Below are 23,503 nucleotides of genomic sequence, written 5' to 3'. Positions count from 1 at the left end.
TCTGTTAAAAAAACGAACAAATGCGCTCAAAATAGGGTAAATGAACATGTTTTATTGCAAAATAAGTTCGTATAGGCACATGAATACATCAAGATATAACATGAAACGCACAACCCGCTTAAGGGATGAAAAGGTGCAGACAATCATGTATATTGTGAGGCAGGTCACAGGCGATTCGAGATATGTCGCGGATCGACGTGACATGACTGCTGCACACACGGCAATCAGATAAGGAATAACGCACCACGTTCCAGATCTCTATCAGAGGAGGATCCTACAGTGGCAGAAACTAAGAACAGCGCAACGAAGCCAACCCCGGAAGAAAAGCTCGCCGCAGCCGAAGCCGAAGTGGACGCACTCGTAGCCAAGGGTCAGAAGGCTCTCGCCGAATTCGAGAAGCTTGACCAGAAGCAGGTCGACCACATCGTCGCCAAGGCCTCCGTCGCGGCTCTGAACAAGCATCTGGTGCTCGCCAAGATGGCCGTCGATGAGACCCATCGTGGTCTGGTCGAAGACAAGGCCACCAAGAACATCTTCGCCTGCGAGCACATCACCCACTACCTGGCCGGCCAGAAGACCGTCGGCATCATCCGCGAAGACGACGTGCTGGGCATCGACGAAGTCGCCGAGCCCGTCGGCGTGGTCGCCGGCGTCACCCCGGTCACCAACCCGACCTCCACCGCCATCTTCAAGTCCCTGATCGCGCTGAAGACCCGTTGCCCGATCATCTTCGGCTTCCACCCGGGCGCGCAGAACTGCTCCGTGGCCGCAGCCAAGATCGTGCGTGACGCCGCCATCGCCGCAGGCGCCCCCGAGAACTGCATCCAGTGGATCGAGCACCCCTCCATCGAAGCCACCGGCGCACTGATGAAGCATGACGGCATCGCCACGATCCTCGCCACCGGCGGCCCCGGCATGGTGAAGGCCGCGTACTCCTCCGGCAAGCCCGCCCTCGGCGTGGGCGCCGGCAACGCACCGGCCTACGTCGACAAGGATGTGGACATCGTCCGCGCGGCCAACGATCTGGTGCTGTCCAAGCACTTCGATTACGGCATGATCTGCGCCACCGAGCAGGCGATCATCGCCCACAAGGACATCTACAAGGACCTCATCAGGGAGCTCAAGGTTCGCAAGGCCTACTTCGTCAACAAGGAGGAGAAGGCCAAGCTCGAACAGTACATGTTCGGCTGCGTGGCCGGCAGCGGCCAGACCCCGAAGCTGAACTCCGTGGTCCCGGGCAAGTCCCCGCAGTACATCGCCAAGGCCGCCGGCTTCGAGATCCCCGCCGACGCCACCATCCTCGCCGCCGAGTGCAAGGAGGTCTCCGACGACGAGCCGCTGACCCACGAGAAGCTCGCCCCGGTGCAGGCCGTGCTGAAGGCCGACAACAAGGAGCAGGCCTTCGAGATGTGCGAGGCCATGCTGAAGCTGGGTGCCGGCCACACCGCCGCCATCCACACCAACAACGAGGACCTGGTCCGCGAGTACGGTCTGCGCATGCACGCATGCCGCATCATCTGGAACCAGCCGAGCTCCCTCGGCGGCATCGGCGATATCTACAACTCCATCGCCCCGTCGCTCACACTGGGCTGCGGCTCCTACGGCGGCAACTCGGTTTCCGGCAACGTGCAGGCCGTCAACCTCATCAACATCAAGCGTATTGCTCGGAGGAACAACAACATGCAGTGGTTCAAGATCCCGGCCAAGACCTACTTCGAGCCGAACGCCATCAAGTACCTGCGCGACATGTACGGCATCGAGAAGGCCGTCATCGTGTGCGACAAGGTGATGGAGCAGCTCGGCATCGTCGACAAGATCATCGACCAGCTGCGCGCACGTGCCAACCGCGTCACCTTCCGTATCATCGACTACGTCGAGCCGGAGCCTTCCGTCGACACCGTCGAGAGGGGCGCTTCGATGATGCGCGACGAGTTCGAGCCGGACACCATCATCGCCGTCGGCGGCGGTTCCCCGATGGACGCCGCGAAGATCATGTGGCTGCTGTACGAGCACCCGGAAATCTCCTTCTCCGATGTGCGTGAGAAGTTCTTCGATATCCGTAAGCGCGCGTTCAAGATCCCGCCGCTGGGCAAGAAGGCCAAGCTGGTGTGCATCCCGACCTCCTCCGGCACCGGTTCCGAGGTCACGCCGTTCGCCGTGATCACCGACCACAAGACCGGCTACAAGTACCCGATCACCGATTATGCGCTGACCCCGTCCGTCGCCATCGTCGACCCGGTGCTGGCCCGCACCCAGCCGCGCAAGCTGGCCTCCGACGCCGGCTTCGACGCCCTGACCCACGCCTTCGAGGCCTATGTGTCCGTGTACGCCAACGACTTCACCGACGCCATGGCCCTGCACGCGGCCAAGCTGGTGTGGGACAACCTGGCGGAATCCGTCAACGGCGAGCCTGGCCTGGCCAAGACCAACGCCCAGGAGAAGATGCACAACGCCGCCACCATGGCAGGCATGGCATTCGGCTCCGCCTTCCTGGGCATGTGCCATGGCATGGCCCATACGCTGGGTGCCCTGCTGCACATCGCCCACGGCCGCACCAACTCCATCCTGCTGCCGTACGTGATCCGCTACAACGGTCAGATTCCGGAGGAGCCCACCTCCTGGCCGAAGTACAACAAGTACATCGCGCCGGAACGCTACCAGGAGATCGCCAAGAACCTCGGCATCGACCCGGGCAAGACCCCGGCCGAAGGCGTGGAGAACCTGGCGAAGGCCGTCGAGGATTACCGCGACAACAAGCTCGGTATGAACAGGAGCTTCCAGGAGTGTGGCGTGGACGAGGACTTCTTCTGGTCCATCCTCGATCAGGCCGGCATGCGCGCCTACGAGGATCAGTGCACCCCGGCGAACCCGCGTATCCCGCTGATCAACGACATGAAGGACATCGCCGTGGCCGCATACTACGGCGTGCCTCAGGCCGAGGGTCACAAGATTCGCGTGGAGCGCGAAGGCGAGGCTGCCACCGAGGAGGCCTCCGAGCGCGTCTGATCGCCGGATCAGCGTGACGACACCTTAATATAAGGAACCATGAGAAGGAGCCCGACGGGAAGCCGTCGGGCTCCTTCTCATATGGCGGAGGGGCATTACAGCCATAGCTAATGGCCGTATGTACTACTGTTTTTCAGCGCTCTGACATCTCCGTCAAAGATTTCGACGATACCGTCGAGTTCTGTCAAATCGTCGAGGAACGATTGTCGGTTGCCGGTTCGAAGGCACAAAAGCTATGCAAAAAATGTGGCGATAAAAAAAGAATGCTCCATCGCGTGGAACATTCCGTCATACAAAAGTGGAGGGACGCCGTTGTCCTTTTCCTTGCGCATTGGCGTCGTGCCAGTATCCGGCCCTATCATCCTGTTGCCGGCCGGTGGCGTGGGTCAGCGGTTCTCGATGATCTTTTCGTAGGCTTCGACGACGGACTCGCTGTAGCCGGCGGAGACCAAGGCGTTCATGCCGCTGCACTCGAAACCACGACGGATGGCGGCGATGATCGACTTCTTGTTCAGCATATCTATTCCTTTCGATTCATTCCGAACCGTTTGGTTCGGCCGTTTCCGATGATAGGATGGCTGCCCGATTTTTGTGAACATGGTTTGTAAAACTTGTTTGTCGTCGGCATTGCTGTTGCTTGACGGCGCATGGGGCCTCGAACCATTTCTTAGAGCCATCACCGCGGGATGCCAAGGCAAACCATGTAGCGTGCGTGAGAGCGTCGATTCGGACGCGTCCTGTGCCTTCGTTGGTGAATCAATGATGTAACCCCCGGTGCAAAAAAGTACCAAATGATGATGTCGGGCAGCCTACAAACAGCGTTTTTTGGGGGTGAAACTGGTGTTACGCCGCAGTGGTGCGGCAAACAATGAAGTATTTGGCGTAAGTGAGGAAACATGGCTCTGGGATTGCCGAGGAAACTGCTGGCGGGATTCGTCGCCATCGCAGTATTCATGACCGGCGACGGTTTTGAACTGACCTTCCTGTCGAAGTATATTGTCGATCAGGGCTTTAGCTCGTCGCAGTCGTCGCTGATGTTCACCATGTATGGACTCATGGCGGCGGTCGCTGGATGGGCCTCCGGCGTGCTGGCTGAGATGTTTGGTGCCAAACGCATCATGCTCATCGGCGCAATCGCCTGGATCGCTCTGCATTTGGTATTCGTCGCAGTGGCCCTGCCCAGTGGCATCTACCCGCTAATGCTCGTCGTCTACGCGCTGCGTGGCGTTGGCTATCCGCTGTTCATTTATTCCTTCGTCGTGCTTATCACGCAGACTGTTGAACCGTCGCATCTCGCCTCGGCGATGGGTTGGTTTTGGACCTCCTATTCCTTTGGCATCGGTGTCTTTGGCGCCTACTTGCCGAGCTTCACCATCGCTTGGGTTGGAGAGTACTGTTCGCTGTGGCTGTCGTTGCTGTTTGCTGTGGCCGGCATGCTTGTGTGTCTGCTTCTGGTTCCGGCCTCGGACAACTCTCGTACCTCGTCGATGACCCGCGCGGAGAAGCTGCATGAGCTCAGTCGAGGTGCCACGATTCTTGTACACAACCGGCAGATCGCACTGGCTGCCGTCGTGCGCGTGATTTGCAACCTCACTCTTTATGGTTTCCCGGTCATTATGCCACTTTACCTGTCTACCCATGTCAATGGAGGTGGCGGTTGGTTCGAGGTCTCACGATGGAGCCAAATCTGGGGATTTCAGTTCATCGTCACCGTTGTCGGCAACGTGTTCTGGGGCCGCATGGGCGACCGTTATGGTTGGATGCGGCAGATGCGCTGGTTCGGTTGCTGGTTCTGCGTTATCGGCACGCTCGGCATGTATTACATTCCGCAGGTGTTCGGCGCGAACATGGTGTTGATGTGCGCTGATGCCATCGTGCTTGGTCTGGGCATTTCCGCCTTCGTGCCGATGGGCGCGATCTTTCCGGCGCTCGCTCCCGAGCATAAGGGCGCAGCTATCTCCGCGCACAACCTCGCCTCTGGCTTGACAACGTTCTTCGGTCCGTTGATCGCGACCGTGTTGATTTCCACTGTTGGCTTCGGCGGAGTGTGCTGGGCCTATGCGGTCTGCTACGCCATCGGCTCTTTGCTCACCGTCTTCATTCGACCCAAGCAGTCCGGTTTCGACGAGCGTGGTCGGCGTCTGCCGATCAAGGCTGATGAGGAGGTGGTTACCGCCTGACCTAATTGCAATAGTCGCCGCGGCACTGCCGACGGCTGATACCAATCTTTCAGTAATACAAACGCACCAAGTAGCAATTAACAATTAACAATTAACAAAGGAGACCATCATGAAAGCTGTCGTTCTCGAAAAGAAGGGTGTCATCAATGTGCGCGAGGTGCCGGATACGCCGGCCCCGGCCGCCGGAGAGCTCACCATTGCGCCCCACACCGTGGGTGTGTGCGGTTCCGACCTGCATTACTACACCCACGGTCGCGTCGGCAAGTACATCGTCGAGCAGCCGATGATTCTGGGCCATGAGGCCGCGGGTACGGTCGTCGCGGTCGGTGATGGCGTCGAAGGATTCCAAGTCGGCGACCGTGTCGCCCTGGAACCCGGCATTCCGGACATGACCTCGCGAGCCAGCAAGCTGGGCATGTACAACGTCGATCCTGCCGTGCGTTTCTTTGCCACCCCGCCGGTCGACGGCTGCCTGTGCGAGACGGTGAACCACCCCGCCGCCTTCACCTATCATCTGCCCGACAACGTGAGCTTCGGCGAGGGCGCGCTGCTTGAACCTACTGCCGTGGCGATGTGGGCCGCCACCAAGGCGCGCATCAAGCCTGGCGATGTGTGCGTGGTCACCGGCTCGGGCACGGTGGGCATGCTCACCGCTTCCTGCGCGCTCGCCGGCGGTGCCTCTAAGGTGATCATTTCCGACGTCTCTGACGTCAAGCTCGCTATCGCTGCCAAGGTGCCGGGTGTCATCCCCGTTGATCTGACCAAGGAGGACCTGGTTGAGCGAGTGCGTGAGGAGACCGGCGGCTGGGGCGCTGATGTGGCTTTTGAATGCTCCGGTGCGCCCAAGGCCTATGAGACCTTCTGGAAGCTCGTTGCTCCCGGTGGGGCGGCCGTCATCGTTGGTATTCCGGTCGACCCGGTCGCCATCGACGTCACCGAACTGCAGGCCACTGAGGTGCGTATCGAGAATGTCTTCCGCTACGCCAACGTCTATCAGAAGGCCATCGATCTGGTCGCCAATGGTAAGCTGAGCCTTAGTCCCTTCATCACCGACACCTTCGCGATGGAGGACGCCAAGGCCGCCTTCGACCGTATGGCCGAGGGGCGTCCCGGCGATATCAAGTTGCAGATCACTGTGGAGCGTCGCTAAACGCTTGTTCTGATTGGCTGGAAATGGAAGGTGGGCGGCTGATGAGTGTCGGCGATGCGAACAACATGGGTGACGCGATTTCGGCCGCCCGCCGTCCGATACCGTTTGCGATGTCTGCGTCGATGCTGCCCGATGGCGGTACCGCCGCAGTGTCCGGTCCCGGTTCGCTGGAGGTCATTACGCCGGATCTCGACGCGGCCATCCACTGGACGGAGCATGGCTATCCACATCCGTTGGCCAAGTGGCACCATCATCCGCAAGTGGAGTTCCATCTGATCCGCGAAGGCTCTGGCCTGATGATGGCCGGTGATGGGGTGCTGCCTTTTGAAGAGGGCCACGTGGCGTTGATTGGCGCGAATCTCCCCCACAACTGGGTGTCTGATCTGCGTCCGGGGGAACGGTTGGAGCATCGCGATGTGGTGTGCCACGTGCGTCCCGAAGTATTGCGTGTGCTCATGACCTACTTCCCCGAGTGCTCCGGCTTTGGCATCGCGTTGCATCGCGCATCGTATGCGTTGGTGCTCTCCGGGCGGTCTGCCGCCCGGGCGGCCTCGTGCTTGGAGACGATGGGTGGACATGAGGGTGTGAGGCGGCTGGCGGATTTCGTCGAGTTGCTCGCGGCATTCGAAGAGGCTCCGGAGGGTGAATGGTCGACTGTGGTCACACCGGGCTATGATCCAAGCGGAGGCTCCGGCTCGGAGCGCCTGCTCAACGCGGCCATAGGCTATGTGACGGACAACCTTGGCGGCGACATCCGCTTGGAGGAGGCGGCGGCGCAGGCGGCGATGAGCCCATCGGCGTTCTCCCGTTTCTTCAAACGCACAGCTGGCGTCGGCTTTGCCGATTTCGTGCGCAGACTGCGCGTCGGACGTGCTTGCAGGCTTCTTGCCACGACTGACATGCCTGTGGCAAGGATCCAACGTGAATGTGGCTATGGCAATGCCTCGAATTTCAACAGACGATTCCTGGCCGAAACCGGGGTGACTCCCTCTGCCTACCGCAAGGCGAGACAAGGGTATTGATGGACGGTTATGCGAGATAGCTTGTCGGAGGGTGTGGAGAACTTGGCGAAGGCCGTCGAGGATTACCGCGACAACAAGCTCGGTATGAACAGGAGCTTCCAGGAGTGTGGCGTGGACGAGGACTTCTTCTGGTCCATCCTCGATCAGGCCGGCATGCGCGCCTACGAGGATCAGTGCACCCCGGCGAACCCGCGTATCCCGCTGATCAACGACATGAAGGACATCGCCGTGGCCGCATACTACGGCGTGCCTCAGGCCGAGGGGCACAAGATTCGCGTGGAGCGCGAAGGCGAGGCTGCCACCGAGGAGACCTCCGAGCGCGTCTGATCGCCGTCAGACAGCCGTTCAGTCGGGAGTCTGCGCATCTCGATCGCTCCATATATATAAGGACGTCGATCATGCGTACGCTCATACTGGTAACGGCTATCGGCAGGCACCGATGAAGAGGTGCCGATAAGACAACAGGAGCCCTGTGGATTCATTCCACAGGGCTCCTTGTCGTTTTTCTATTGCCGAGCGGTACCGTGCAGGGGCGCTATGACTCTGGCGCAATACACGAAATCCATGCGTCATTCTTGTCGTCGAATCAGCCGACGGCATGAACCGGGAATCTGCCACGGAGTTCCTGTAGCGTGGACGGCATGCCTGCATCCTCGAATCCTCGTACGCGCAATAAGAAGAATCTGCACGCCTGCCTGCGTGCATGGCTCCCCGGGCAGCCGGGTGCCGTGATGATGGCCATGTCCCCGGCGCTGGCTGGGTCGGTGACCGCATGGTGCCGCCATGGGTGGTCGGCTGCTTCCTGGTGGCTGACGGCGTGCTGGCTGCTGTGCTATTGCGTGCAGTTCTCCGCCGCGCGCTGGTTCAAGTCGCATGGCAGGCGTCGCTGGCTTGCGCAGCCGCTGGCATACGGCATCATATTGTGCGTCATCGGTCTACCTTTCGTCATCAGGTACCCGGGCATACTGGTCTGGGCCCCGCCTATGGCCGTGCTTGCGGCCATATCGTTCATCGCCTCATGGCAACGCAAGGAACGTTCGCTGTGGTCGAATGCGACGGCCGTGATCGCGGCATGCCTGATGGCCATACTGACCTTCCATTATGGCGAGGCGCCGTCGCCGGCCATTCCACGCATCGAGGGCACGGGCATGCTGTTGGCTTGCGCGTTCGGTGTGGTGCAGTTTGGGTCCGTGCTGTTCGTCAAGACCATGATCCGGGAGCGGGGGAGCGGGAAGTACCTTGCCGCCTCATGGGCATGGCATGTTCTCGCAGTTCTTATTGCGGCGATTGAAGGCGAGGCTTCGCTGGTTGCGCTGTCCGTCATATTGCTGGCCCGTGCGATCACTATGCCGTTCATCTCGATGAAAAGAACCATCAAGCCATTGCATACGGGATTGATCGAGCTCGCATCGAGCCTTCTCGCCTTGGCATTGATCATCTCGGCCGCGGTCTGAATCGGCCTGAAACCATAGCGACACGCCAGGGAAGAGAATAAGGCCGCTTAGTCACGCCCGGATGCTTTAATAAACAAGTTGCCTGTTTTGGGCTCGCAAATTGGAATTAAAAAAGCGAGCGCGGGGTTGCAGCCACGAGAGTGATTGCAATGGGCCGCGCACTGATGATGGATGACCGCCAGTGGACGTATGTCCAACGGAGGCCATGCGCGCCGGTGCCCTTAACACGAAACAGGCTGGTAAACAGTACACGAATCGCTAGAAAGGGCGGACGGCAATGGCGGGACAGAAAATCCGCATCAGGCTTAAGTCCTATGACCACGAGGTCATCGACCAATCGGCGAAGAAGATCGTCGAAACGGTGACGAACGCGGGCGCAACTGTTGTTGGCCCCGTTCCGCTGCCGACCGAGAAGAACGTTTTCTGTGTTATTCGTTCTCCTCATAAGTACAAGGATTCTCGCGAGCACTTCGAGATGCGCACGCACAAGCGTCTTATCGACATCGTGGACCCGACCCCCAAGGCCGTGGATTCCCTGATGCACATCGACCTGCCCGCAGATGTCAACATCGAGATCAAGCTGTAAGGGAGGAGGAACCGCTATGTCGCAAAGAGCAGATCGCAAGGCCCTGCTGGGCAGGAAGCTCGGCATGTCCCAGGTGTGGGATGAGAACGGCTTCTTCGTTCCCGTCACGCTGGTCGACGTCTCCACCAACGTGGTGACCGCTATCAAGACCGACGAGACCGACGGCTACACCGCAGTCCAGATCGGCTACGGCCAGATCGACCCGACCAAGGTGACCAAGCCGCTGGCTGGCCACTTCGCCAAGGCCGGCGTCACCCCGCGTCGTCACCTCGTTGAGGTGCGCGAGGACAACGCCACCGAGTACGAGCTGGGTCAGGAACTCACCGCTGAGGTGTTCGAAGAGGGTGCAGAGGTCGACGTGACCGGCACCACCAAGGGTAAGGGCTTCGCCGGTACCATCAAGCGTTGGGGCTTCAAGTCCTACCGTCGTACCCACGGCTCCCACAAGAACGAACGTCGTCCGGGTTCGGTCGGCGCTTGCGCAACCCCGAGCCGTATTCTGAAGGGCAAGCGCATGGCTGGCCGCATGGGTCATGTGACCTCCACTGTGCAGAACCTCACCATCGTTTCCGCGGATGTTGAGAACGGCATCCTCGCCATCAAGGGCGCCATTCCCGGCCCCAAGGGCGGCATCGTTCTCGTCCGTTCGGCAGTGAAGGGAGCCTGATAAACCATGGCAAACGTTACTCTGAACGTCACTGACGCCAAGGGCGCCAAGACCGGCACCGTTGAGGCTCCTGCTGAGATCTTCGGCTTCTCCGCCGAAGAGGTGCAGGCCCACGTGCCGCTGATCCACCAGGTTGTGGTGGCCCAGCTTGCCGCTGCTCGCCAGGGCACTCACGCCACCAAGACCCGCGCCAATGTTTCCGGCGGCGGCAAGAAGCCGTGGAAGCAGAAGGGCACCGGTCGCGCTCGTCAGGGCTCGATCCGCGCTCCGCAGTGGTACCACGGCGGCGTCGTGTTCGGCCCGCAGCCGCGCAAGTACGACCAGCGCACCCCGAAGAAGATGAAGGCCGCAGCCCTCAAGTACGTGCTGTCCGATCGCGCTAACGCCGGTCGCATCGCCGTCGTTGACTTCGCTGTCGCCGACGCTCCTTCCACCAAGGCCGCTGTTGCTGCACTGACCCCGATCACCGAGAACAAGTTCACCACCGTCGTGCTCACCCGCGACAACGTGAACGAGTGGCTCTCCGTGCGCAACATCCCGACCGTTCACCCGATTTTCGTCGATCAGCTCAACACGTACGACGTGGTTACCGCGCAGTACGTCGTCTTCTCCAAGGAAGCCTTCGAGGCTTTCGTGGCTGCGAAGACCGAGCCGAAGGAGGCCTGATTTAGATGGTCGCTATTCACAAGCCGGCACACGACGTGATTATCAAGCCCGTCGTTTCCGAGAAGAGCTACGCCGCTTCCGATCGTGGTCAGTACACCTTTGTGGTGGCCCCGAACGCGAACAAGGTGCAGATCAAGCAGGCTATTGAAGAGATCTTCAACGTCAAGGTGACGAACGTCAACACCCTCAACCGCGCCGGCAAGCGTCAGCGCACCCGCACCGGTTTCGGCCAGCGTGCTTCCCAGAAGCGCGCCATCGTGACCGTCGCCGAGGGCCAGACGATCGACATCTTCGGTAACTGAAGGCTAGCCGAGAAAAGTTAAAGGAAGAACTACATTATGGCTATCCGCGTATATAAGCCGACGACTGCAGGCCGCCGCAACGCGTCCGTCTCGGACTTCGCCGAGATCACGCGTTCCACGCCTGAGAAGTCGCTGGTTCGCAAACTGTCCAAGACCGGTGGTCGCAACTCCTACGGCCGCATGACCTCCCGCCATCGCGGCGGTGGCCACAAGCGCCAGTACCGCCTCATCGACTTCCGTCGTTGGGACAAGGACGGCGTGCCCGCCAAGGTTGCGCACATCGAATACGATCCGAACCGTACCGCCAACATCGCCCTGCTGCACTACGCAGACGGCGAGAAGCGCTACATCATCGCGCCGAAGGGCATCAAGCAGGGCGACGTCATCGAGACCGGTGCCCAGGCCGATATCAAGCCGGGCAACAACCTGCCGCTGAAGAACATCCCGACCGGTACGATTGTGCACGCCATCGAGCTCCGCCCGCTGGGCGGCGCGAAGATTGCCCGCTCCGCAGGCACCTCCGTGCAGCTCGTGGCCAAGGACGGCGCTTACGCCCAGCTGCGTATGCCGTCCGGCGAAATCCGTAACGTCGACGCCCGCTGCCGCGCAACCGTCGGCGAGGTCGGCAACGAAGAGCACGCCAACGTGCAGCTCGGCAAGGCCGGTCGTGCCCGTTGGATGGGCAAGCGCCCGATCACCCGTGGTGAATCCATGAACCCGGTCGACCACCCGCACGGCGGTCGTACTCGCGGTGGCAAGCCGCCGGTTTCCCCGTGGGGCAAGGGTGAAGTTCGTACTCGCCGTCCGAAGAAGGCTTCGAACAAGATGATTGTTCGTCGTCGTCCGAACGGTAAGAACCGCAAGTAAGGAAGGTCGAGAAGATGACTCGTAGCATCAAGAAGGGCCCCTTCGTCGACGCCCACTTGCAGAAGAAGGTCGACGAGCAGAACGAGAAGGGCACCCACAACGTCATCAAGACGTGGTCCCGCCGTTCTATGATCACCCCTGACTTCATCGGTCACACCTTCGCCGTTCACGACGGCCGCAAGCACGTGCCGGTGTTCGTCACCGAATCCATGGTTGGCCACAAGCTCGGTGAGTTCGCCCCCACGAAGACCTTCAAGGGTCACGTGAAGGACGACAAGAAGGCCCGCCGCTAAAGGAGAGAATGACTTATGGAAGCTAAAGCAATCGCTCGTCACGTCCGCGTGACGCCGCGCAAGGCTCGCCGCATGGTCGACCTCATCCGAGGCAAGCAGGCGACTGAAGCCGTTACCATTCTGAAGTTTGCTCCGCAGGCCGCGTCCCTTCCGGTTCGCAAGGTCCTGGAGAGCGCCATCGCCAACGCTCGCGTCAAGGCCGAAAGGGCTGGCGAGCCGTTCCGCGAGAACGAACTGGTCGTGAAGGAGACCTATGTGGACGAAGGCGTGACGCTGAAGCGTTTCCGCGCCCGTGCCCAGGGTCGTGCCGCTCGTATCAACAAGCGCACCAGCCACATCACGGTCGTCGTTGCCAACAAGGAAGGAGACCGCTAAAGATGGGTCAGAAGATTAATCCCTTTGGCTATCGCCTGGGTGTTACTGAGAACCATCGTTCCAAGTGGTTCTCCGATTCCAACAAGGTCGGCGAACGCTACAGCGACTTCGTGCTCGAGGACGACAAGATCCGCAAGGAAATGAGCAAGGATCTCGAGCGCGCCGGCGTGAGCAAGATCGTGATCGAGCGCACCCGTGACCGCGTCCGCGTGGACATCCACACCGCCCGCCCGGGCATCGTGATCGGCCGTCGTGGCGCCGAAGCCGAGCGCGTTCGCGCCAAGCTGGAGAAGATCACCGGCAAGCAGGTTCAGCTCAACATCTTCGAAGTCAAGAACGCCGCGCTGGACGCCCAGCTCGTCGCCCAGGGCATCGCTGAGCAGCTGACCAACCGCGTGACCTTCCGTCGCGCCATGCGCAAGGCTCAGCAGGACGCCATGCGCGCCGGTGCCAAGGGTATCCGCATCAAGCTCTCCGGCCGCCTCGGCGGTGCGGAAATGAGCCGTTCCGAGTTCTACCGCGAGGGTCGCGTTCCGCTGCAGACCCTGCGCGCCCTCATCGATTACGGCTTCTTCGAGGCCAAGACCACTTACGGCCGCATCGGCGTGAAGGTCTGGATCTACAAGGGCGACATGACCGAACGTGAGTTCGAAGAGCAGCAGGCACAGCAGAACAACCGCTCCGGCCGTCGTGGCGATCGCCGCCCGCGTCGTGGCAACCGTTCCGCAGCCAAGCCGCAGACCGCCGAGGCCCCCAAGGCCGAAGCCGCTGCCGAGGCCCCCGCTGCCACGGAAACGAAGGAGTGAGCAAGAATGCTTATCCCAAAGAGGACTAAGTACCGCAAGCAGCACCGCCCGGTTCGTACTGGTATGTCCAAGGGCGGCAACGAGATCAACTTCGGTGATTTCGGCATCCAGGCTCTGGCCCCGGCCTACGTGACCAACCGCCAGATCGAAGCCGCTCGTATCGCCATGACTCGTTACATCAAGCGTGGCGGCCGCGTGTGGATCACCATCTTCCCGGATCGTCCGCTCACCAAGCACGCGCTCGGTGCTCGAATGGGTTCCGGTAAGGGTACCCCGGAGTTCTGGGTTGCCAACATTCACCCGGGCCGTGTGATGTTCGAGATCGGTGGCGTGTCCGAAGACGTCGCTCGCGAGGCTCTGCGCCGCGCAATCGACAAGCTCCCCATGAAGTGCCGTGTGATTGCACGTGAAGGCGGTGACATCTGATATGGCAGTCGGAACCGAAGAGTACTCCATCAAGAATCTCAACGAGAAGACCAACGCGGAAATCGAAGGCTTCCTGAAGAAGTCCAAGGAAGAGCTGTTCAACCTGCGCTTCCAGTCCGCTACCGGTCAGCTCGACAACACGGCTCGTCTCAAGGCCGTCAAGCATGACATCGCCCGCATGTACACTGTGCTGCGTGAGCGTGAGCTTGGCATCACCGCTGAGCCGGCCGCTGAAACCGTTAAGGAGAAGTGAACATGGCAGAAGAGCGCAACTTCCGCAAGGTTCGCCGCGGTTACGTCGTGTCCGATAAGATGGACAAGACCATTTCCGTGGAGCTTGAGAAGCGTTCGACCCACCCGCTGTACGGCAAGGTCGTTCGTTCCACCAAGACGGTCAAGGCCCATGATGAACACAACGAAGCCCATGTTGGCGACCTCGTGAGTATTATGGAAACTCGGCCTCTGAGCAAGACCAAGCGTTGGCGTCTCGATAGCATTATCGAACGCGCCAAGTAAATAAAAGTTCGGCAAGGCTCGCCGTACACTGGGCGCAGCAGGCGCACCTCTAGGGGTGTTGCTATTGTGGCCATCTGGAAAGATGGTCACTTTGCTGCGCCCAGTGTGCGGGGAGAACCAGCTCGGCTAAGGAGAATCAATGATTCAGCAGGAAACGCGGCTTCATGTCGCCGACAACACGGGTGCCAAGGAACTCCTTGCCATCCGCGTGCTCGGTGGATCGAAGCGACGCTATGCCGGCCTGGGCGACGTCATCGTCGCCTCGGTCAAGGACGCGATCCCTGGCGGATCGGTCAAGAAGGGCGACGTTGTCAAGGCAGTCGTCGTTCGTACCGTCAAGGAGCACCGTCGTGCCGACGGCTCCTACATCAAGTTCGACGAGAACGCTGCGGTTATTCTCGGCTCCGGCCGTGAACCGAAGGGCACTCGTATCTTCGGACCGATTGCTCGTGAACTGCGCGATAAGCGCTTCATGCGCATTGTGTCCCTCGCCCCGGAGGTGATCTGATATGGTAGCCAAGATCAAGAGCGGCGACCTGGTCAAGGTCATCCGTGGCAAGGACCGCGGTAAGGAAGGCACCGTTACCCGCGTGCTCTCCAACGATCGTCTGATCGTCGAAGGTGTTCAGATCGTCAAGAAGCACGTGCGCGCCACCCAGCAGGGTCAGCAGGCAGGCATCGTCTCCGTCGAGGCCCCGATCCATCGCTCCAACGTGATGCTGATCGACCCGGAGACCAAGAAGCCCACCCGCGTCGGCGTGAACGTCAAGGAAGAGGCTCGCGACGGCAAGGTTAAGACCGTGCGTGTGCGCGTTGCCAAGAAGTCCGGAAAGGAGCTGGCATGACCGACACCACTACCGTCGAAGCGCCGGCAACTCCGCGCTTGAAGGTGCAGTACAACGAGCAGATCGTGCCTGAGCTGGAGAAGGAGTTCAAGTACTCCAACCCCATGCAGGTCGCCCGTGTGCAGAAGGTCGTCGTCTCCATGGGCGTCGGCGCTGCAGCCCGTGACTCCAAGCTCATCGAAGGCGCTGTCAAGGACCTCACCGCAATCACCGGCCAGAAGCCGAAGATCACCAAGGCCAAGAAGTCCGTCGCACAGTTCCACCTGCGCGAAGGCCAGGCCATCGGTGCATACGTGACCCTGCGCGGCGATCGTATGTGGGAGTTCCTGGACCGTCTCCTGACGCTGGCTCTGCCGCGTATCCGCGATTTCCGCGGCATCAACGGCCACCAGTTCGATGGACAGGGCAACTACAACTTCGGTCTCACCGAACAGTCCATGTTCCACGAGATCATCCCGGACGAGATCGATCACCAGCGCGGTATGGATATCACCGTGGTGACCAGCACCAAGGACGACAAGGAAGCTTACGCTCTGCTTAAGCACCTTGGCTTCCCTTTCAAGGAGAACTGATATGGCAAAAACCGCTCTGAAGAACAAGGCGGCCGCTAAGCCGAAGTTCAAGGTGCGCGCTTACACGCGCTGCCAGGTCTGCGGTCGTCCTCATTCCGTGTATCGTAAGTTCGGCCTGTGCCGCATCTGCCTTCGCGAGAAGGCTCACCGCGGCGAGCTGCCCGGCGTTACGAAGTCCAGTTGGTAAACATCGACGCTGAAGGTCCGCGGCTGATTCTCCGATAGGGGATAGGCGGCGGAAACCACGGCGAGAAAGGGCACTAGCCCACAATGACAATGACAGATCCGATCGCAGACATGCTTACGCGTCTGCGTAATGCGAGCGCGGCAAAGCACGAGACCGTGGATATGCCGTACTCCAAGTTCAAGGCGAACATTGCCGAGATTCTGAAGCGCGAAGGCTTTATCAAGGACTTCACCGCCAAGGAAGCCAAGGTTGGCCAGACTCTTGAGGTCACCCTCAAGTACGGCCCCAACGGCGAGCGTTCCATCCAGGGCATCAAGCGCATCTCCAAGCCGGGCCTGCGTCGTTACGCAAAGTCCGACTCCCTGCCGATGCCGCTCGGTGGCCTTGGCATCGCAATCATCTCGACCTCGTCGGGACTGCTGACCCAGAAGGAATGCCTCGACCGAGGCATCGGCGGCGAAATCGTCGCTTACGTGTGGTGAGAAAGGAGAGCTGAAACATGGCATCGCATATTGGTAAGCTCCCCGTCACCATCCCGGCTGGCGTGGAAGTCAAGATTGACGGTCAGAATTTCTCGGTCAAGGGCGCCAAGGGCTCCGATTCCTACGTGATCCCCGAGGGCATCACCGCTGCCGTCGAAGGCAATGAAATCGTCCTGACCCCGGCTGATGATCAGCGCACGACCCGTGCAATGCACGGTCTGAGCCGTTCCATCATCGCCGGCATGGTGAAGGGTGTGCACGAAGGCTACACCAAGACCCTGGATATCGTCGGCACCGGTTACCGCGCCGTCGCCAAGGGCAAGGGCATCGAGTTCTTCCTCGGCTACTCCCACACCATTACCGTGAACCCGCCGGAAGGCATCGAGTTCGAACTGCCGAACCCCAACCAGGTGATCGTCAAGGGCACCGACAAGCAGGTTGTGGGCCAGGTTGCTGCGAATATCCGCAAGCTGCGCGCTCCGGAACCCTACAAGGGCAAGGGTGTCAAGTACACCGACGAGCGCATTCTGCGCAAGGCTGGAAAGGCTGGTAAGTGATATGAGCGTAGCTATTCTCGGAAAAGGCAAGAAGGTCGCTCTCAAGCGCCGTCACGCACGCATCCGCAAGCACATCGCTGGTACCGCCGAGCGTCCGCGCCTGGTGGTCACCCGCTCCAACCGTCACATGGTCGCCCAGATTGTGGACGACACCAAGGGCATTACCCTGGTGTCCGCTTCCACTCTGACCGCTGAGTTCGCTGGTTTCGAAGGCACCAAGGTCGAGGCCGCCAAGAAGGTCGGCGAGCTGGTTGCCGAGAAGGCCAAGGCCGCTGGCATCGAGAGCGTCGTGTTCGACCGTGGTGGCAACAAGTACACCGGTCGTGTCGCAGCTGTCGCTGAAGGCGCCCGTGAGGGAGGTCTGGCACTGTGAGCGAAGAAGTGAAGGAAACTCAAGTGGCTGAAGAGACTCAGAACACTCAGGCCGCTCCGGCTGAAGAGAAGTCCAACGACGATCGTCGTGGTGGCCGTCGTGGCCAGCGCGGCGAGGGCCGTCGCGGTGAGCGTCGCAACCGTCGCGAAGAGAACAAGGGCGATGAGCTCCTCGATCGCGTCGTGACCATCAACCGCGTGTCCAAGACCCACAAGGGTGGTCGTACGTTCAGCTTTGCCGCCCTCGTGGTGGTCGGCGACGGCAACGGCACCGTGGGTGTCGGCTATGGCAAGTCCCGTGAGGTCCCGGCCGCTATCGCCAAGGGCCAGCTGGACGCCAAGAAGCATATGTTCAACGTGCCGCGCGTGCGCGGCACCATCACCCACCCGGTCATCGGTCACGATGCCGCAGGTACCGTCCTGCTGCGTCCGGCCGCTCCCGGTACTGGTGTTATCGCCGGTGGTCCGGTGCGCGCCGTCATGGAGTGCGCTGGTATCTCCGACGTCCTGACCAAGTCCATGGGTTCGCCCACCGCGATCAACATGGTGCGCGCGGTCGTCGACGCCCTCAAGAAGCTTGAGGAGCCGGAAGAGATCGCTGCCCGCCGTGGCCTGTCCCTTGAGGAAGTTGCCCCGGACGCCCTGCTGCGCGCTCGCGCCGCCGGCATCGCCGAGGCTCGCAAGGCTCGCGAAGAGGCTGCCGCTGAAGCGAAGGATGGTGAGTGATTCACATGGCTAAGAACCTGAAGATTACGCTGCACCACGGTCTCGTGAACCGTAAGCCGAACCAGCGTGCGACTGCACAGACCCTCGGTCTGCGCAAGATCGGCCAGACCGTTGTCCGCGAGGACACCCCGGCCGTGCGCGGTATGGTCAACGTGCTTCGTCACCTGGTCACCGTTGAGGAGGCTGACTGATTATGGCAGATAACGAAATTCTGCAGATGCACGATCTGAAGCCCGCCCCGGGCGCCAAGAAGGACCGCATTCGTGTGGGCCGTGGTGAAGGCTCCAAGGGCAAGACCTCCGGTCGTGGCGCCAAGGGCCAGACCAAGCGCACGCACGTCCGTCCGGGCTTTGAAGGTGGCCAGCTGCCGCTGTACATGCGCCTGCCGAAGCTGCGTGGCTTCAAGAGCCCGTTCAAGACCGAGTACCAGGTCATCAACATCGCCAAGCTTGCCGAGTTCTTCCCTGAGGGCGGCGAGCTGACGGTGGCCGATCTGGTCGCCAAGGGTGCCGTCCGTGGCGGCTACCCGGTGAAGGTCCTCGGCGATGGCGAGACCACCGCCAAGTTCACCCTCAAGGGTGTGAAGGCCTCCGCCTCCGCCAAGGCCAAGATCGAGGCCGCTGGCGGTTCCATCTCCGAAGACTGATTACGGTTTTCGGTAAGGTGAAATAACTTTGGCCCCCTTGCCTCGTGCAAGGGGGCCTGTTTTTTATGAGATGTGTCCGCACGAAGTAGACACTGTCGACTATGCTCGTGCGGTAGTGAATTTGTTTTATTTGTGGTGTGTCAATTGTGCGCCTAACACCATAAGGGAGGAATCTAGGTGAGGACGTTAATCCAGGCCTTGAAGACGAAGGAACTGAGGAAAAAGATCCTCTTCGTTCTTTTCATCATCATTATTTATCGCATTGGCTCGTTCATTCCTACCCCGGGTGTGGACTACAAGGTCGTGCAGAAGTGCGTTACCACACTGTCCGGCAACCAGGAGAACTTCATCGGACTGGTGAACCTCTTCTCCGGCGGCGCAATGCTCCAGCTGTCCATCTTCGCGCTGGGCGTCATGCCGTACATCACCGCGTCCATCGTCATCCAGCTGCTGCGCGTGGTGATTCCGCGCTTCGAGGCGCTGCATAAGGAGGGTCAGTCCGGCGAGACCAAGCTGACCCAGTACACGCGTTATCTGACCATCGGACTTGCGGTGCTGCAGTCCACCACCATCCTGGTCACCGCCCGTTCCGGTGCGCTGTTCAACTACCAGTGCTCCCAGGTCATCCCCGACGGCTCCGTGTGGAACCTCGTGGTCATGGTCATGATCATGACCGGCGGCACCGGCCTGATCATGTGGATGGCCGAACTCATCACCGACAAGGGCATCGGCCAGGGTATGTCCGTCCTGATCTTCATGTCCATCTGCTCCGGCTTCCTGCCGCAGCTGTGGGAGATTGGCTATGGCACCAACGGCAAGAACGGAGACTGGGGCAAGTTCGCCATCGTGGTGTCTGTGCTGGTGGTCATCCTCATCTTCGTCGACTTCGTCGAACTGTGCCAGCGTCGTATCCCGGTGCAGTACACCCGCCGCATGATCGGCCGCAAGATGTACGGTGGCTCCTCCACTTACCTGCCGCTCAAGATCAACATGTCCGGCGTCATCCCGCCCATCTTCGCGTCCTCCATCCTGGCCATCCCGACCCTGGTCGCGCAGTTCGGCAAGTCCGACCAGTCCTGGGTCAAGTGGATCAACGCCAATCTGGCCAACACCACCTCCGTGTGGTACATCGCCCTGTACGCGCTGATGATCGTGTTCTTCTGCTTCTTCTACACGTCGATCACGTTCAATCCGGACGAGACCGCCGACAACATGAAGCAGTACGGCGGCTTTATCCCCGGCATCCGCGCGGGCAGCGCCACCAGCCGCTACCTGACCTACGTGATGAACCGTCTGAACACCGTCGGCGCCGTGTACCTGCTGTTCGTGGCCCTGATCCCGACCGTGCTGATCATGGCCCTGAACCTCAACACCAAGCTGCCGTTCGGCGGTACGACCATCCTGATCATCGCGGGCGTCGGCCTCGACACCCTGCGTCAGGCGAAGGCCCAGACCGAACAGTTCCAGTACGCCGGTTTCCTGTTCGAGAACACCGACCACAAGGAAGGCAAGTGATAGGCCGTTCCTGACCTAGCATGTTTTACGGAGCGCTACGGAGACAACCTTCGATAGCGCTCCGTTACGTATAACCACCCAACAGAATAGAAAGAGAATTCTCATGCGTCTGCTGATCATGGGCCCCCAGGGCGTTGGCAAGGGCACTCAGGCCGCTCTGCTCGCCGAGCACTACGGCATCCCGGCAATCTCCACCGGTGACATCTTCCGCGCCAACATCAAGGGCAAGACCGAGCTTGGCCTCAAGGTCATCGCCTACACCGACAAGGGCGAACTCGTTCCCGACGAACTGACCAACTCCATCGTCAAGGATCGCCTGGCACAGGACGACACCAAGAACGGCTGGATCCTCGACGGATACCCGCGCAACGCCGCCCAGGTCGAAGCCCTCGATGCCATGCTAGAAGAGCTCGGCACCCCGCTTGACGCCGTCGTCGCCCTTGACGCCGACCACGACGTGCTGATGGCCCGCATCGCCAAGCGCGCCGAGGAGCAGGGCCGCACCGACGATACGCCGGATGCCATCGCCAAGCGCCTGGCCACCTATGCCAAGGAGACCGCCCCGCTGCTGGATACGTACAAGAGCCGTGGCCAGCTGGTCGCCATCGACGGTGTCGGCGAGATCGACGCCATCCAGAAGAACATCGTCGAGGCGCTCGACGCCCGCTGAACCGTTCGCCGCATCCGCATGAGGTAGCGTCATCCGCGCCGCATGACGGATTGGTTTTGGGCCCCCAGGATCATAAGACACGCCGTCTATGATCTTGGGGGCCCTACTGTGTATTCTTGCAAGTTGGTGTTTCTTCGGAAACGTCAAGTAATGCACCCACAAGGATGGACTGGAGCTTATGGCAAAAGACGGTGTGATTGAAGTCGAAGGTCAGGTAGTCGAAGCGCTGCCGAACGCTATGTTTCGCGTTGAACTTGAGAACAAGCACATCGTGCTGGCCACTATCTCCGGAAAGATGCGGAAGAATTACATCCGCATCCTCCCGCAGGATCGCGTGGTGCTCGAAATGAGCCCGTACGATCTGACTCGCGGACGCATTACGTACCGTTATAAGTAAAGGTACAAGTAAAGGAAAACCATGAAGGTCAGCCCTAGTGTGAAGAGGATCTGCGAAAACTGCCGCGTGATCCGTCGTCACGGCCGCGTCATGGTGATCTGCGTCAACCCGCGCCACAAGCAGCGCCAGGGCTGAGCAGATTTCCCTGCGGCATTAGTAACAAGGCACTTTCTCACAGCGCCTTCCCTTGGGAAGCGACGTTGAACCACGGGTACGTAGGCCCGTGCCGGCTTGCCGGACGAGATGGTGCAAGACCTACGGAGAACAGAAGGAATCGCAATGGCACGTCTTGCCGGAGTCGACATCCCTAACGAGAAGCGCATCGAGATCGCCCTCACCTACATCTTCGGTGTGGGTCGCACTCGTGCGAAGCAAACGCTTGCTGCAACCGGAATCAACCCGGATACTCGCGTCAAGGATCTTACCGACGAACAGCTGATTACGCTGCGTAACTACCTCGAAGCCAACTTCAAGATCGAGGGCGATCTGCGTCGTGAGATCGACGCCGATATCCGTCGTAAGATTCAGATCAACTGCTATCAAGGCCAGCGTCACCGTAAGGGTCTTCCCGTGCGTGGTCAGCGCACCAAGACCAATGCTCGTACCCGCAAGGGTCCGAAGCGCACGGTCGCCGGAAAGAAGAAGGCCACCAAGTAGTAGGTGGCACGGCATACGCCACGAGGAGTACACCCTCATCGCGTAGGCCTGCAAGAAATTCGTTACTAGGAAACGAGGATCAATGGCAGCTCAGAAGCAAGCCGCGCGCAAGCCTCGTCGCCGCGACCGTAAGTCGGTCCCGGTCGGGCAGGCGCATATCAAGTCCACTTTTAACAACACGATCATCTCGATCACCGATCCGTCCGGCGCTGTGGTGTCCTGGGCCTCCGGTGGCGACGTCGGCTTCAAGGGCTCCCGTAAGTCCACGCCGTACGCTGCCGGCATGGCTGCCGAGTCCGCTGCCCGCAAGGCGATGGAACACGGCGTCAAGAAGGTCGACGTATTCGTGAAGGGCCCGGGTTCCGGTCGTGAAACCGCTATCCGCTCCCTGCAGTCTGCAGGTCTTGAAGTCGGTTCCATCACCGACGTCACCCCGCAAGCACACAACGGCGTTCGTCCCCCGAAGCGCCGTCGCGTCTGAGCACTATAAGACAATATTCATCCAACGTGCTTATGTTCGGCGAGTGCACCGCCGATCAGAAGCTGAAAGGATACCACAGTGCTTATTGCACAGCGTCCGACTCTTACCGAGGAATCGCTGAATCCTCAGCGCTCCCGTTTTACTATCGAACCGCTTGAACCGGGATTCGGCTACACGCTTGGCAACTCGCTGCGCCGTACCCTGTTGAGCTCGATTCCGGGTGCCGCTGTCACTTCGGTACGCATCTCCGGTGCCCTGCATGAGTTCACCACTCTGCCGGGTGTGCAGGAAGACGTCACCGAGATCCTGCTGAACATCAAGGGCATCGTGCTCACCAGTGAATACGATGAACCTGTTGTGATGTACCTGCGCAAGAGCGGAAAGGGTGAAGCCACCGCTGGCGATATCACCCCGCCTGCCGGCGTGACCATCGCCAACCCCGACAAGCACATCGCCACCCTGGCCGAAGACGGCGAGCTCGAGATCGAGTTCACTGTCGAGCGTGGCCGTGGCTACGTGCCGGCGTCGATGAACAAGCAGGATGCTGAGGAAATCGGCCGCATTCCGGTCGATTCCATCTACTCCCCGGTGCTCAAGGTGAGCTACAAGGTCGAAGCCACCCGTGTGGAACAGCGCACGGATTTCGACAAGCTCATCCTGGACGTGGAGACCAAGCCGGCCATTTCCCCGCGTGATGCGGTGGCATCCGCCGGTTCCACCCTGGTGGAGCTCTTCGGTCTGTGCCGTGAGCTCAACGTTCAGGCTGAAGGCGTTGAGGTTGGTTCCGCTCCCGTCGTGGAGGAGACCAATCCTGAGCATGCCGTGCCGATTGAGGATCTGAACCTCACTCAGCGCAGCTACAACTGCCTGAAGCGTGAGGGCATCCACACCATCGGTGAGCTTGTCTCCCACACCGAGCAGGATCTGCTCGACATCCGTAATTTCGGTATGAAGTCCATCGACGAGGTCAAGGAGAAGCTCCAGTCCCTGGGTCTTTCCCTGAAGGCTTCGCCGCTCGGCGACTTCGACCCCAATAATCTCGAAGGCGGCACTTTCTTCTCCCCGGAAGACGAGTGATCG

Annotated in this window: 34 protein-coding genes and 1 pseudogene; 34 read left to right on the top strand and 1 reads right to left on the bottom strand. The window is 60.3% G+C overall.

Going from position 1 to position 23,503, the window contains the following annotated elements:
- The first annotated feature begins 279 nt into the window (after nucleotides 1-279).
- The gene (adhE, locus tag G1C98_RS07685; RefSeq protein ID WP_169080639.1) at nucleotides 280-3,006 is read left to right on the top strand and encodes a bifunctional acetaldehyde-CoA/alcohol dehydrogenase; all 2,727 of its coding nucleotides are present in this window, start codon (nucleotides 280-282) and stop codon (nucleotides 3,004-3,006) included.
- 386 nt (nucleotides 3,007-3,392) lie between these two features.
- On the opposite strand, the gene G1C98_RS09455 is transcribed toward adhE, so the two are convergent.
- Complete coding sequence (locus tag G1C98_RS09455) at nucleotides 3,393-3,524, bottom strand: hypothetical protein (RefSeq protein ID WP_277347568.1); 132 nt, start codon at nucleotides 3,522-3,524, stop codon at nucleotides 3,393-3,395.
- 378 nt (nucleotides 3,525-3,902) lie between these two features.
- Between G1C98_RS09455 and G1C98_RS07680 the strand changes: the two genes are divergently transcribed.
- The 33 genes and pseudogenes from G1C98_RS07680 (at nucleotide 3,903) to G1C98_RS07520 (ending at nucleotide 23,500) form a co-directional block, all read left to right on the top strand.
- A complete protein-coding gene (locus tag G1C98_RS07680; protein ID WP_169080638.1) occupies nucleotides 3,903-5,186 on the top strand; it encodes an MFS transporter in 1,284 nt (427 codons plus the stop codon).
- A 109-nt stretch (nucleotides 5,187-5,295) separates the two neighbouring features.
- Entirely contained in the window at nucleotides 5,296-6,336 is a 1,041-nt protein-coding gene (locus tag G1C98_RS07675; RefSeq protein WP_169080637.1) for an NAD(P)-dependent alcohol dehydrogenase, read from the top strand.
- Between the two features lie 110 nt (nucleotides 6,337-6,446).
- Complete coding sequence (locus tag G1C98_RS07670; protein ID WP_205831949.1) at nucleotides 6,447-7,358, top strand: helix-turn-helix domain-containing protein; 912 nt, start codon at nucleotides 6,447-6,449, stop codon at nucleotides 7,356-7,358.
- A gap of 24 nt (nucleotides 7,359-7,382) precedes the next feature.
- Nucleotides 7,383-7,685 (top strand): annotated as a pseudogene (locus G1C98_RS07665) (bifunctional acetaldehyde-CoA/alcohol dehydrogenase); the annotation flags it as partial.
- Between the two features lie 314 nt (nucleotides 7,686-7,999).
- Nucleotides 8,000-8,812 carry a YwiC-like family protein gene (locus G1C98_RS07660; RefSeq protein WP_169080636.1) on the top strand — a complete coding sequence of 271 codons (813 nt, stop codon included), beginning with the start codon at nucleotides 8,000-8,002 and terminating at the stop codon, nucleotides 8,810-8,812.
- A gap of 277 nt (nucleotides 8,813-9,089) precedes the next feature.
- Nucleotides 9,090-9,398 (top strand): 30S ribosomal protein S10, encoded by a 309-nt coding sequence (rpsJ, locus tag G1C98_RS07655; protein ID WP_003827292.1) that lies wholly within the window; start codon nucleotides 9,090-9,092, stop codon nucleotides 9,396-9,398.
- 16 nt (nucleotides 9,399-9,414) lie between these two features.
- Nucleotides 9,415-10,065, top strand: a complete 651-nt coding sequence (rplC, locus tag G1C98_RS07650; protein WP_169080635.1) for a 50S ribosomal protein L3 — start codon at nucleotides 9,415-9,417, stop codon at nucleotides 10,063-10,065.
- 6 nt (nucleotides 10,066-10,071) lie between these two features.
- On the top strand, nucleotides 10,072-10,731 hold the full coding sequence (gene rplD, locus G1C98_RS07645; RefSeq protein WP_169080634.1) for a 50S ribosomal protein L4: 660 nt from the start codon (nucleotides 10,072-10,074) through the stop codon (nucleotides 10,729-10,731).
- 5 nt (nucleotides 10,732-10,736) lie between these two features.
- On the top strand, nucleotides 10,737-11,033 hold the full coding sequence (gene rplW / locus G1C98_RS07640) for a 50S ribosomal protein L23 (RefSeq protein WP_169080633.1): 297 nt from the start codon (nucleotides 10,737-10,739) through the stop codon (nucleotides 11,031-11,033).
- A 36-nt stretch (nucleotides 11,034-11,069) separates the two neighbouring features.
- Nucleotides 11,070-11,900, top strand: a complete 831-nt coding sequence (rplB, locus tag G1C98_RS07635) for a 50S ribosomal protein L2 (protein ID WP_169080632.1) — start codon at nucleotides 11,070-11,072, stop codon at nucleotides 11,898-11,900.
- A 14-nt stretch (nucleotides 11,901-11,914) separates the two neighbouring features.
- Nucleotides 11,915-12,193 carry a 30S ribosomal protein S19 gene (gene rpsS, locus G1C98_RS07630; protein ID WP_003808025.1) on the top strand — a complete coding sequence of 93 codons (279 nt, stop codon included), beginning with the start codon at nucleotides 11,915-11,917 and terminating at the stop codon, nucleotides 12,191-12,193.
- Nucleotides 12,194-12,208: 15 nt separating this feature from the next.
- A complete protein-coding gene (gene rplV, locus G1C98_RS07625; RefSeq protein WP_169080631.1) occupies nucleotides 12,209-12,568 on the top strand; it encodes a 50S ribosomal protein L22 in 360 nt (119 codons plus the stop codon).
- 2 nt (nucleotides 12,569-12,570) lie between these two features.
- Nucleotides 12,571-13,374 (top strand): 30S ribosomal protein S3, encoded by an 804-nt coding sequence (gene rpsC / locus G1C98_RS07620; protein ID WP_169080630.1) that lies wholly within the window; start codon nucleotides 12,571-12,573, stop codon nucleotides 13,372-13,374.
- Between the two features lie 6 nt (nucleotides 13,375-13,380).
- Nucleotides 13,381-13,800 (top strand): 50S ribosomal protein L16, encoded by a 420-nt coding sequence (rplP, locus tag G1C98_RS07615; RefSeq protein ID WP_169080629.1) that lies wholly within the window; start codon nucleotides 13,381-13,383, stop codon nucleotides 13,798-13,800.
- 1 nt (nucleotide 13,801) lies between these two features.
- On the top strand, nucleotides 13,802-14,053 hold the full coding sequence (gene rpmC / locus G1C98_RS07610) for a 50S ribosomal protein L29 (protein WP_003827282.1): 252 nt from the start codon (nucleotides 13,802-13,804) through the stop codon (nucleotides 14,051-14,053).
- A 2-nt stretch (nucleotides 14,054-14,055) separates the two neighbouring features.
- A complete protein-coding gene (rpsQ, locus tag G1C98_RS07605; RefSeq protein WP_003827281.1) occupies nucleotides 14,056-14,316 on the top strand; it encodes a 30S ribosomal protein S17 in 261 nt (86 codons plus the stop codon).
- A gap of 139 nt (nucleotides 14,317-14,455) precedes the next feature.
- Nucleotides 14,456-14,824 (top strand): 50S ribosomal protein L14, encoded by a 369-nt coding sequence (gene rplN, locus G1C98_RS07600; RefSeq protein WP_003827280.1) that lies wholly within the window; start codon nucleotides 14,456-14,458, stop codon nucleotides 14,822-14,824.
- Nucleotide 14,825: 1 nt separating this feature from the next.
- The gene (gene rplX / locus G1C98_RS07595) at nucleotides 14,826-15,161 is read left to right on the top strand and encodes a 50S ribosomal protein L24 (RefSeq protein ID WP_003827279.1); all 336 of its coding nucleotides are present in this window, start codon (nucleotides 14,826-14,828) and stop codon (nucleotides 15,159-15,161) included.
- Complete coding sequence (gene rplE / locus G1C98_RS07590) at nucleotides 15,158-15,733, top strand: 50S ribosomal protein L5 (protein WP_003827278.1); 576 nt, start codon at nucleotides 15,158-15,160, stop codon at nucleotides 15,731-15,733. The genes rplX and rplE overlap by 4 nt, the downstream gene beginning before the upstream one ends.
- A gap of 1 nt (nucleotide 15,734) precedes the next feature.
- A complete protein-coding gene (locus G1C98_RS07585; RefSeq protein WP_003808046.1) occupies nucleotides 15,735-15,920 on the top strand; it encodes a type Z 30S ribosomal protein S14 in 186 nt (61 codons plus the stop codon).
- A gap of 83 nt (nucleotides 15,921-16,003) precedes the next feature.
- Nucleotides 16,004-16,402 (top strand): 30S ribosomal protein S8, encoded by a 399-nt coding sequence (gene rpsH, locus G1C98_RS07580; protein ID WP_169080628.1) that lies wholly within the window; start codon nucleotides 16,004-16,006, stop codon nucleotides 16,400-16,402.
- A gap of 17 nt (nucleotides 16,403-16,419) precedes the next feature.
- Nucleotides 16,420-16,959: a 50S ribosomal protein L6 gene (gene rplF, locus G1C98_RS07575; protein ID WP_169080627.1), complete on the top strand. Its 540-nt coding sequence runs from the start codon at nucleotides 16,420-16,422 to the stop codon at nucleotides 16,957-16,959.
- Nucleotide 16,960: 1 nt separating this feature from the next.
- Nucleotides 16,961-17,332: a 50S ribosomal protein L18 gene (gene rplR, locus G1C98_RS07570; RefSeq protein WP_169080626.1), complete on the top strand. Its 372-nt coding sequence runs from the start codon at nucleotides 16,961-16,963 to the stop codon at nucleotides 17,330-17,332.
- The gene (gene rpsE / locus G1C98_RS07565) at nucleotides 17,329-18,057 is read left to right on the top strand and encodes a 30S ribosomal protein S5 (protein WP_169080625.1); all 729 of its coding nucleotides are present in this window, start codon (nucleotides 17,329-17,331) and stop codon (nucleotides 18,055-18,057) included. The genes rplR and rpsE overlap by 4 nt, the downstream gene beginning before the upstream one ends.
- 5 nt (nucleotides 18,058-18,062) lie before the next feature.
- Nucleotides 18,063-18,248: a 50S ribosomal protein L30 gene (rpmD, locus tag G1C98_RS07560; protein ID WP_169080624.1), complete on the top strand. Its 186-nt coding sequence runs from the start codon at nucleotides 18,063-18,065 to the stop codon at nucleotides 18,246-18,248.
- A gap of 2 nt (nucleotides 18,249-18,250) precedes the next feature.
- Nucleotides 18,251-18,703: a 50S ribosomal protein L15 gene (gene rplO / locus G1C98_RS07555; RefSeq protein WP_169080623.1), complete on the top strand. Its 453-nt coding sequence runs from the start codon at nucleotides 18,251-18,253 to the stop codon at nucleotides 18,701-18,703.
- A gap of 177 nt (nucleotides 18,704-18,880) precedes the next feature.
- Complete coding sequence (gene secY, locus G1C98_RS07550; RefSeq protein ID WP_169080622.1) at nucleotides 18,881-20,218, top strand: preprotein translocase subunit SecY; 1,338 nt, start codon at nucleotides 18,881-18,883, stop codon at nucleotides 20,216-20,218.
- 103 nt (nucleotides 20,219-20,321) lie between these two features.
- Entirely contained in the window at nucleotides 20,322-20,888 is a 567-nt protein-coding gene (locus tag G1C98_RS07545) for an adenylate kinase (protein ID WP_003827270.1), read from the top strand.
- A gap of 178 nt (nucleotides 20,889-21,066) precedes the next feature.
- Nucleotides 21,067-21,285 (top strand): translation initiation factor IF-1, encoded by a 219-nt coding sequence (gene infA / locus G1C98_RS07540; protein WP_003827269.1) that lies wholly within the window; start codon nucleotides 21,067-21,069, stop codon nucleotides 21,283-21,285.
- Between the two features lie 21 nt (nucleotides 21,286-21,306).
- Entirely contained in the window at nucleotides 21,307-21,420 is a 114-nt protein-coding gene (gene rpmJ / locus G1C98_RS07535) for a 50S ribosomal protein L36 (protein ID WP_003808136.1), read from the top strand.
- Between the two features lie 144 nt (nucleotides 21,421-21,564).
- Complete coding sequence (gene rpsM, locus G1C98_RS07530) at nucleotides 21,565-21,942, top strand: 30S ribosomal protein S13 (RefSeq protein ID WP_169080621.1); 378 nt, start codon at nucleotides 21,565-21,567, stop codon at nucleotides 21,940-21,942.
- A gap of 82 nt (nucleotides 21,943-22,024) precedes the next feature.
- Nucleotides 22,025-22,423: a 30S ribosomal protein S11 gene (gene rpsK / locus G1C98_RS07525; RefSeq protein ID WP_003827267.1), complete on the top strand. Its 399-nt coding sequence runs from the start codon at nucleotides 22,025-22,027 to the stop codon at nucleotides 22,421-22,423.
- A 78-nt stretch (nucleotides 22,424-22,501) separates the two neighbouring features.
- Nucleotides 22,502-23,500: a DNA-directed RNA polymerase subunit alpha gene (locus G1C98_RS07520; RefSeq protein ID WP_169080620.1), complete on the top strand. Its 999-nt coding sequence runs from the start codon at nucleotides 22,502-22,504 to the stop codon at nucleotides 23,498-23,500.
- Nucleotides 23,501-23,503 lie beyond the last annotated feature (3 nt).

It is taken from the genome of Bifidobacterium erythrocebi (assembly GCF_012932675.1).
GTDB classification, from domain to species: domain Bacteria; phylum Actinomycetota; class Actinomycetes; order Actinomycetales; family Bifidobacteriaceae; genus Bifidobacterium; species Bifidobacterium erythrocebi.
The sequence above is the reverse complement of the archived record's forward strand: the minus strand, read 5'-3'. Positions and strand labels throughout refer to the sequence as shown.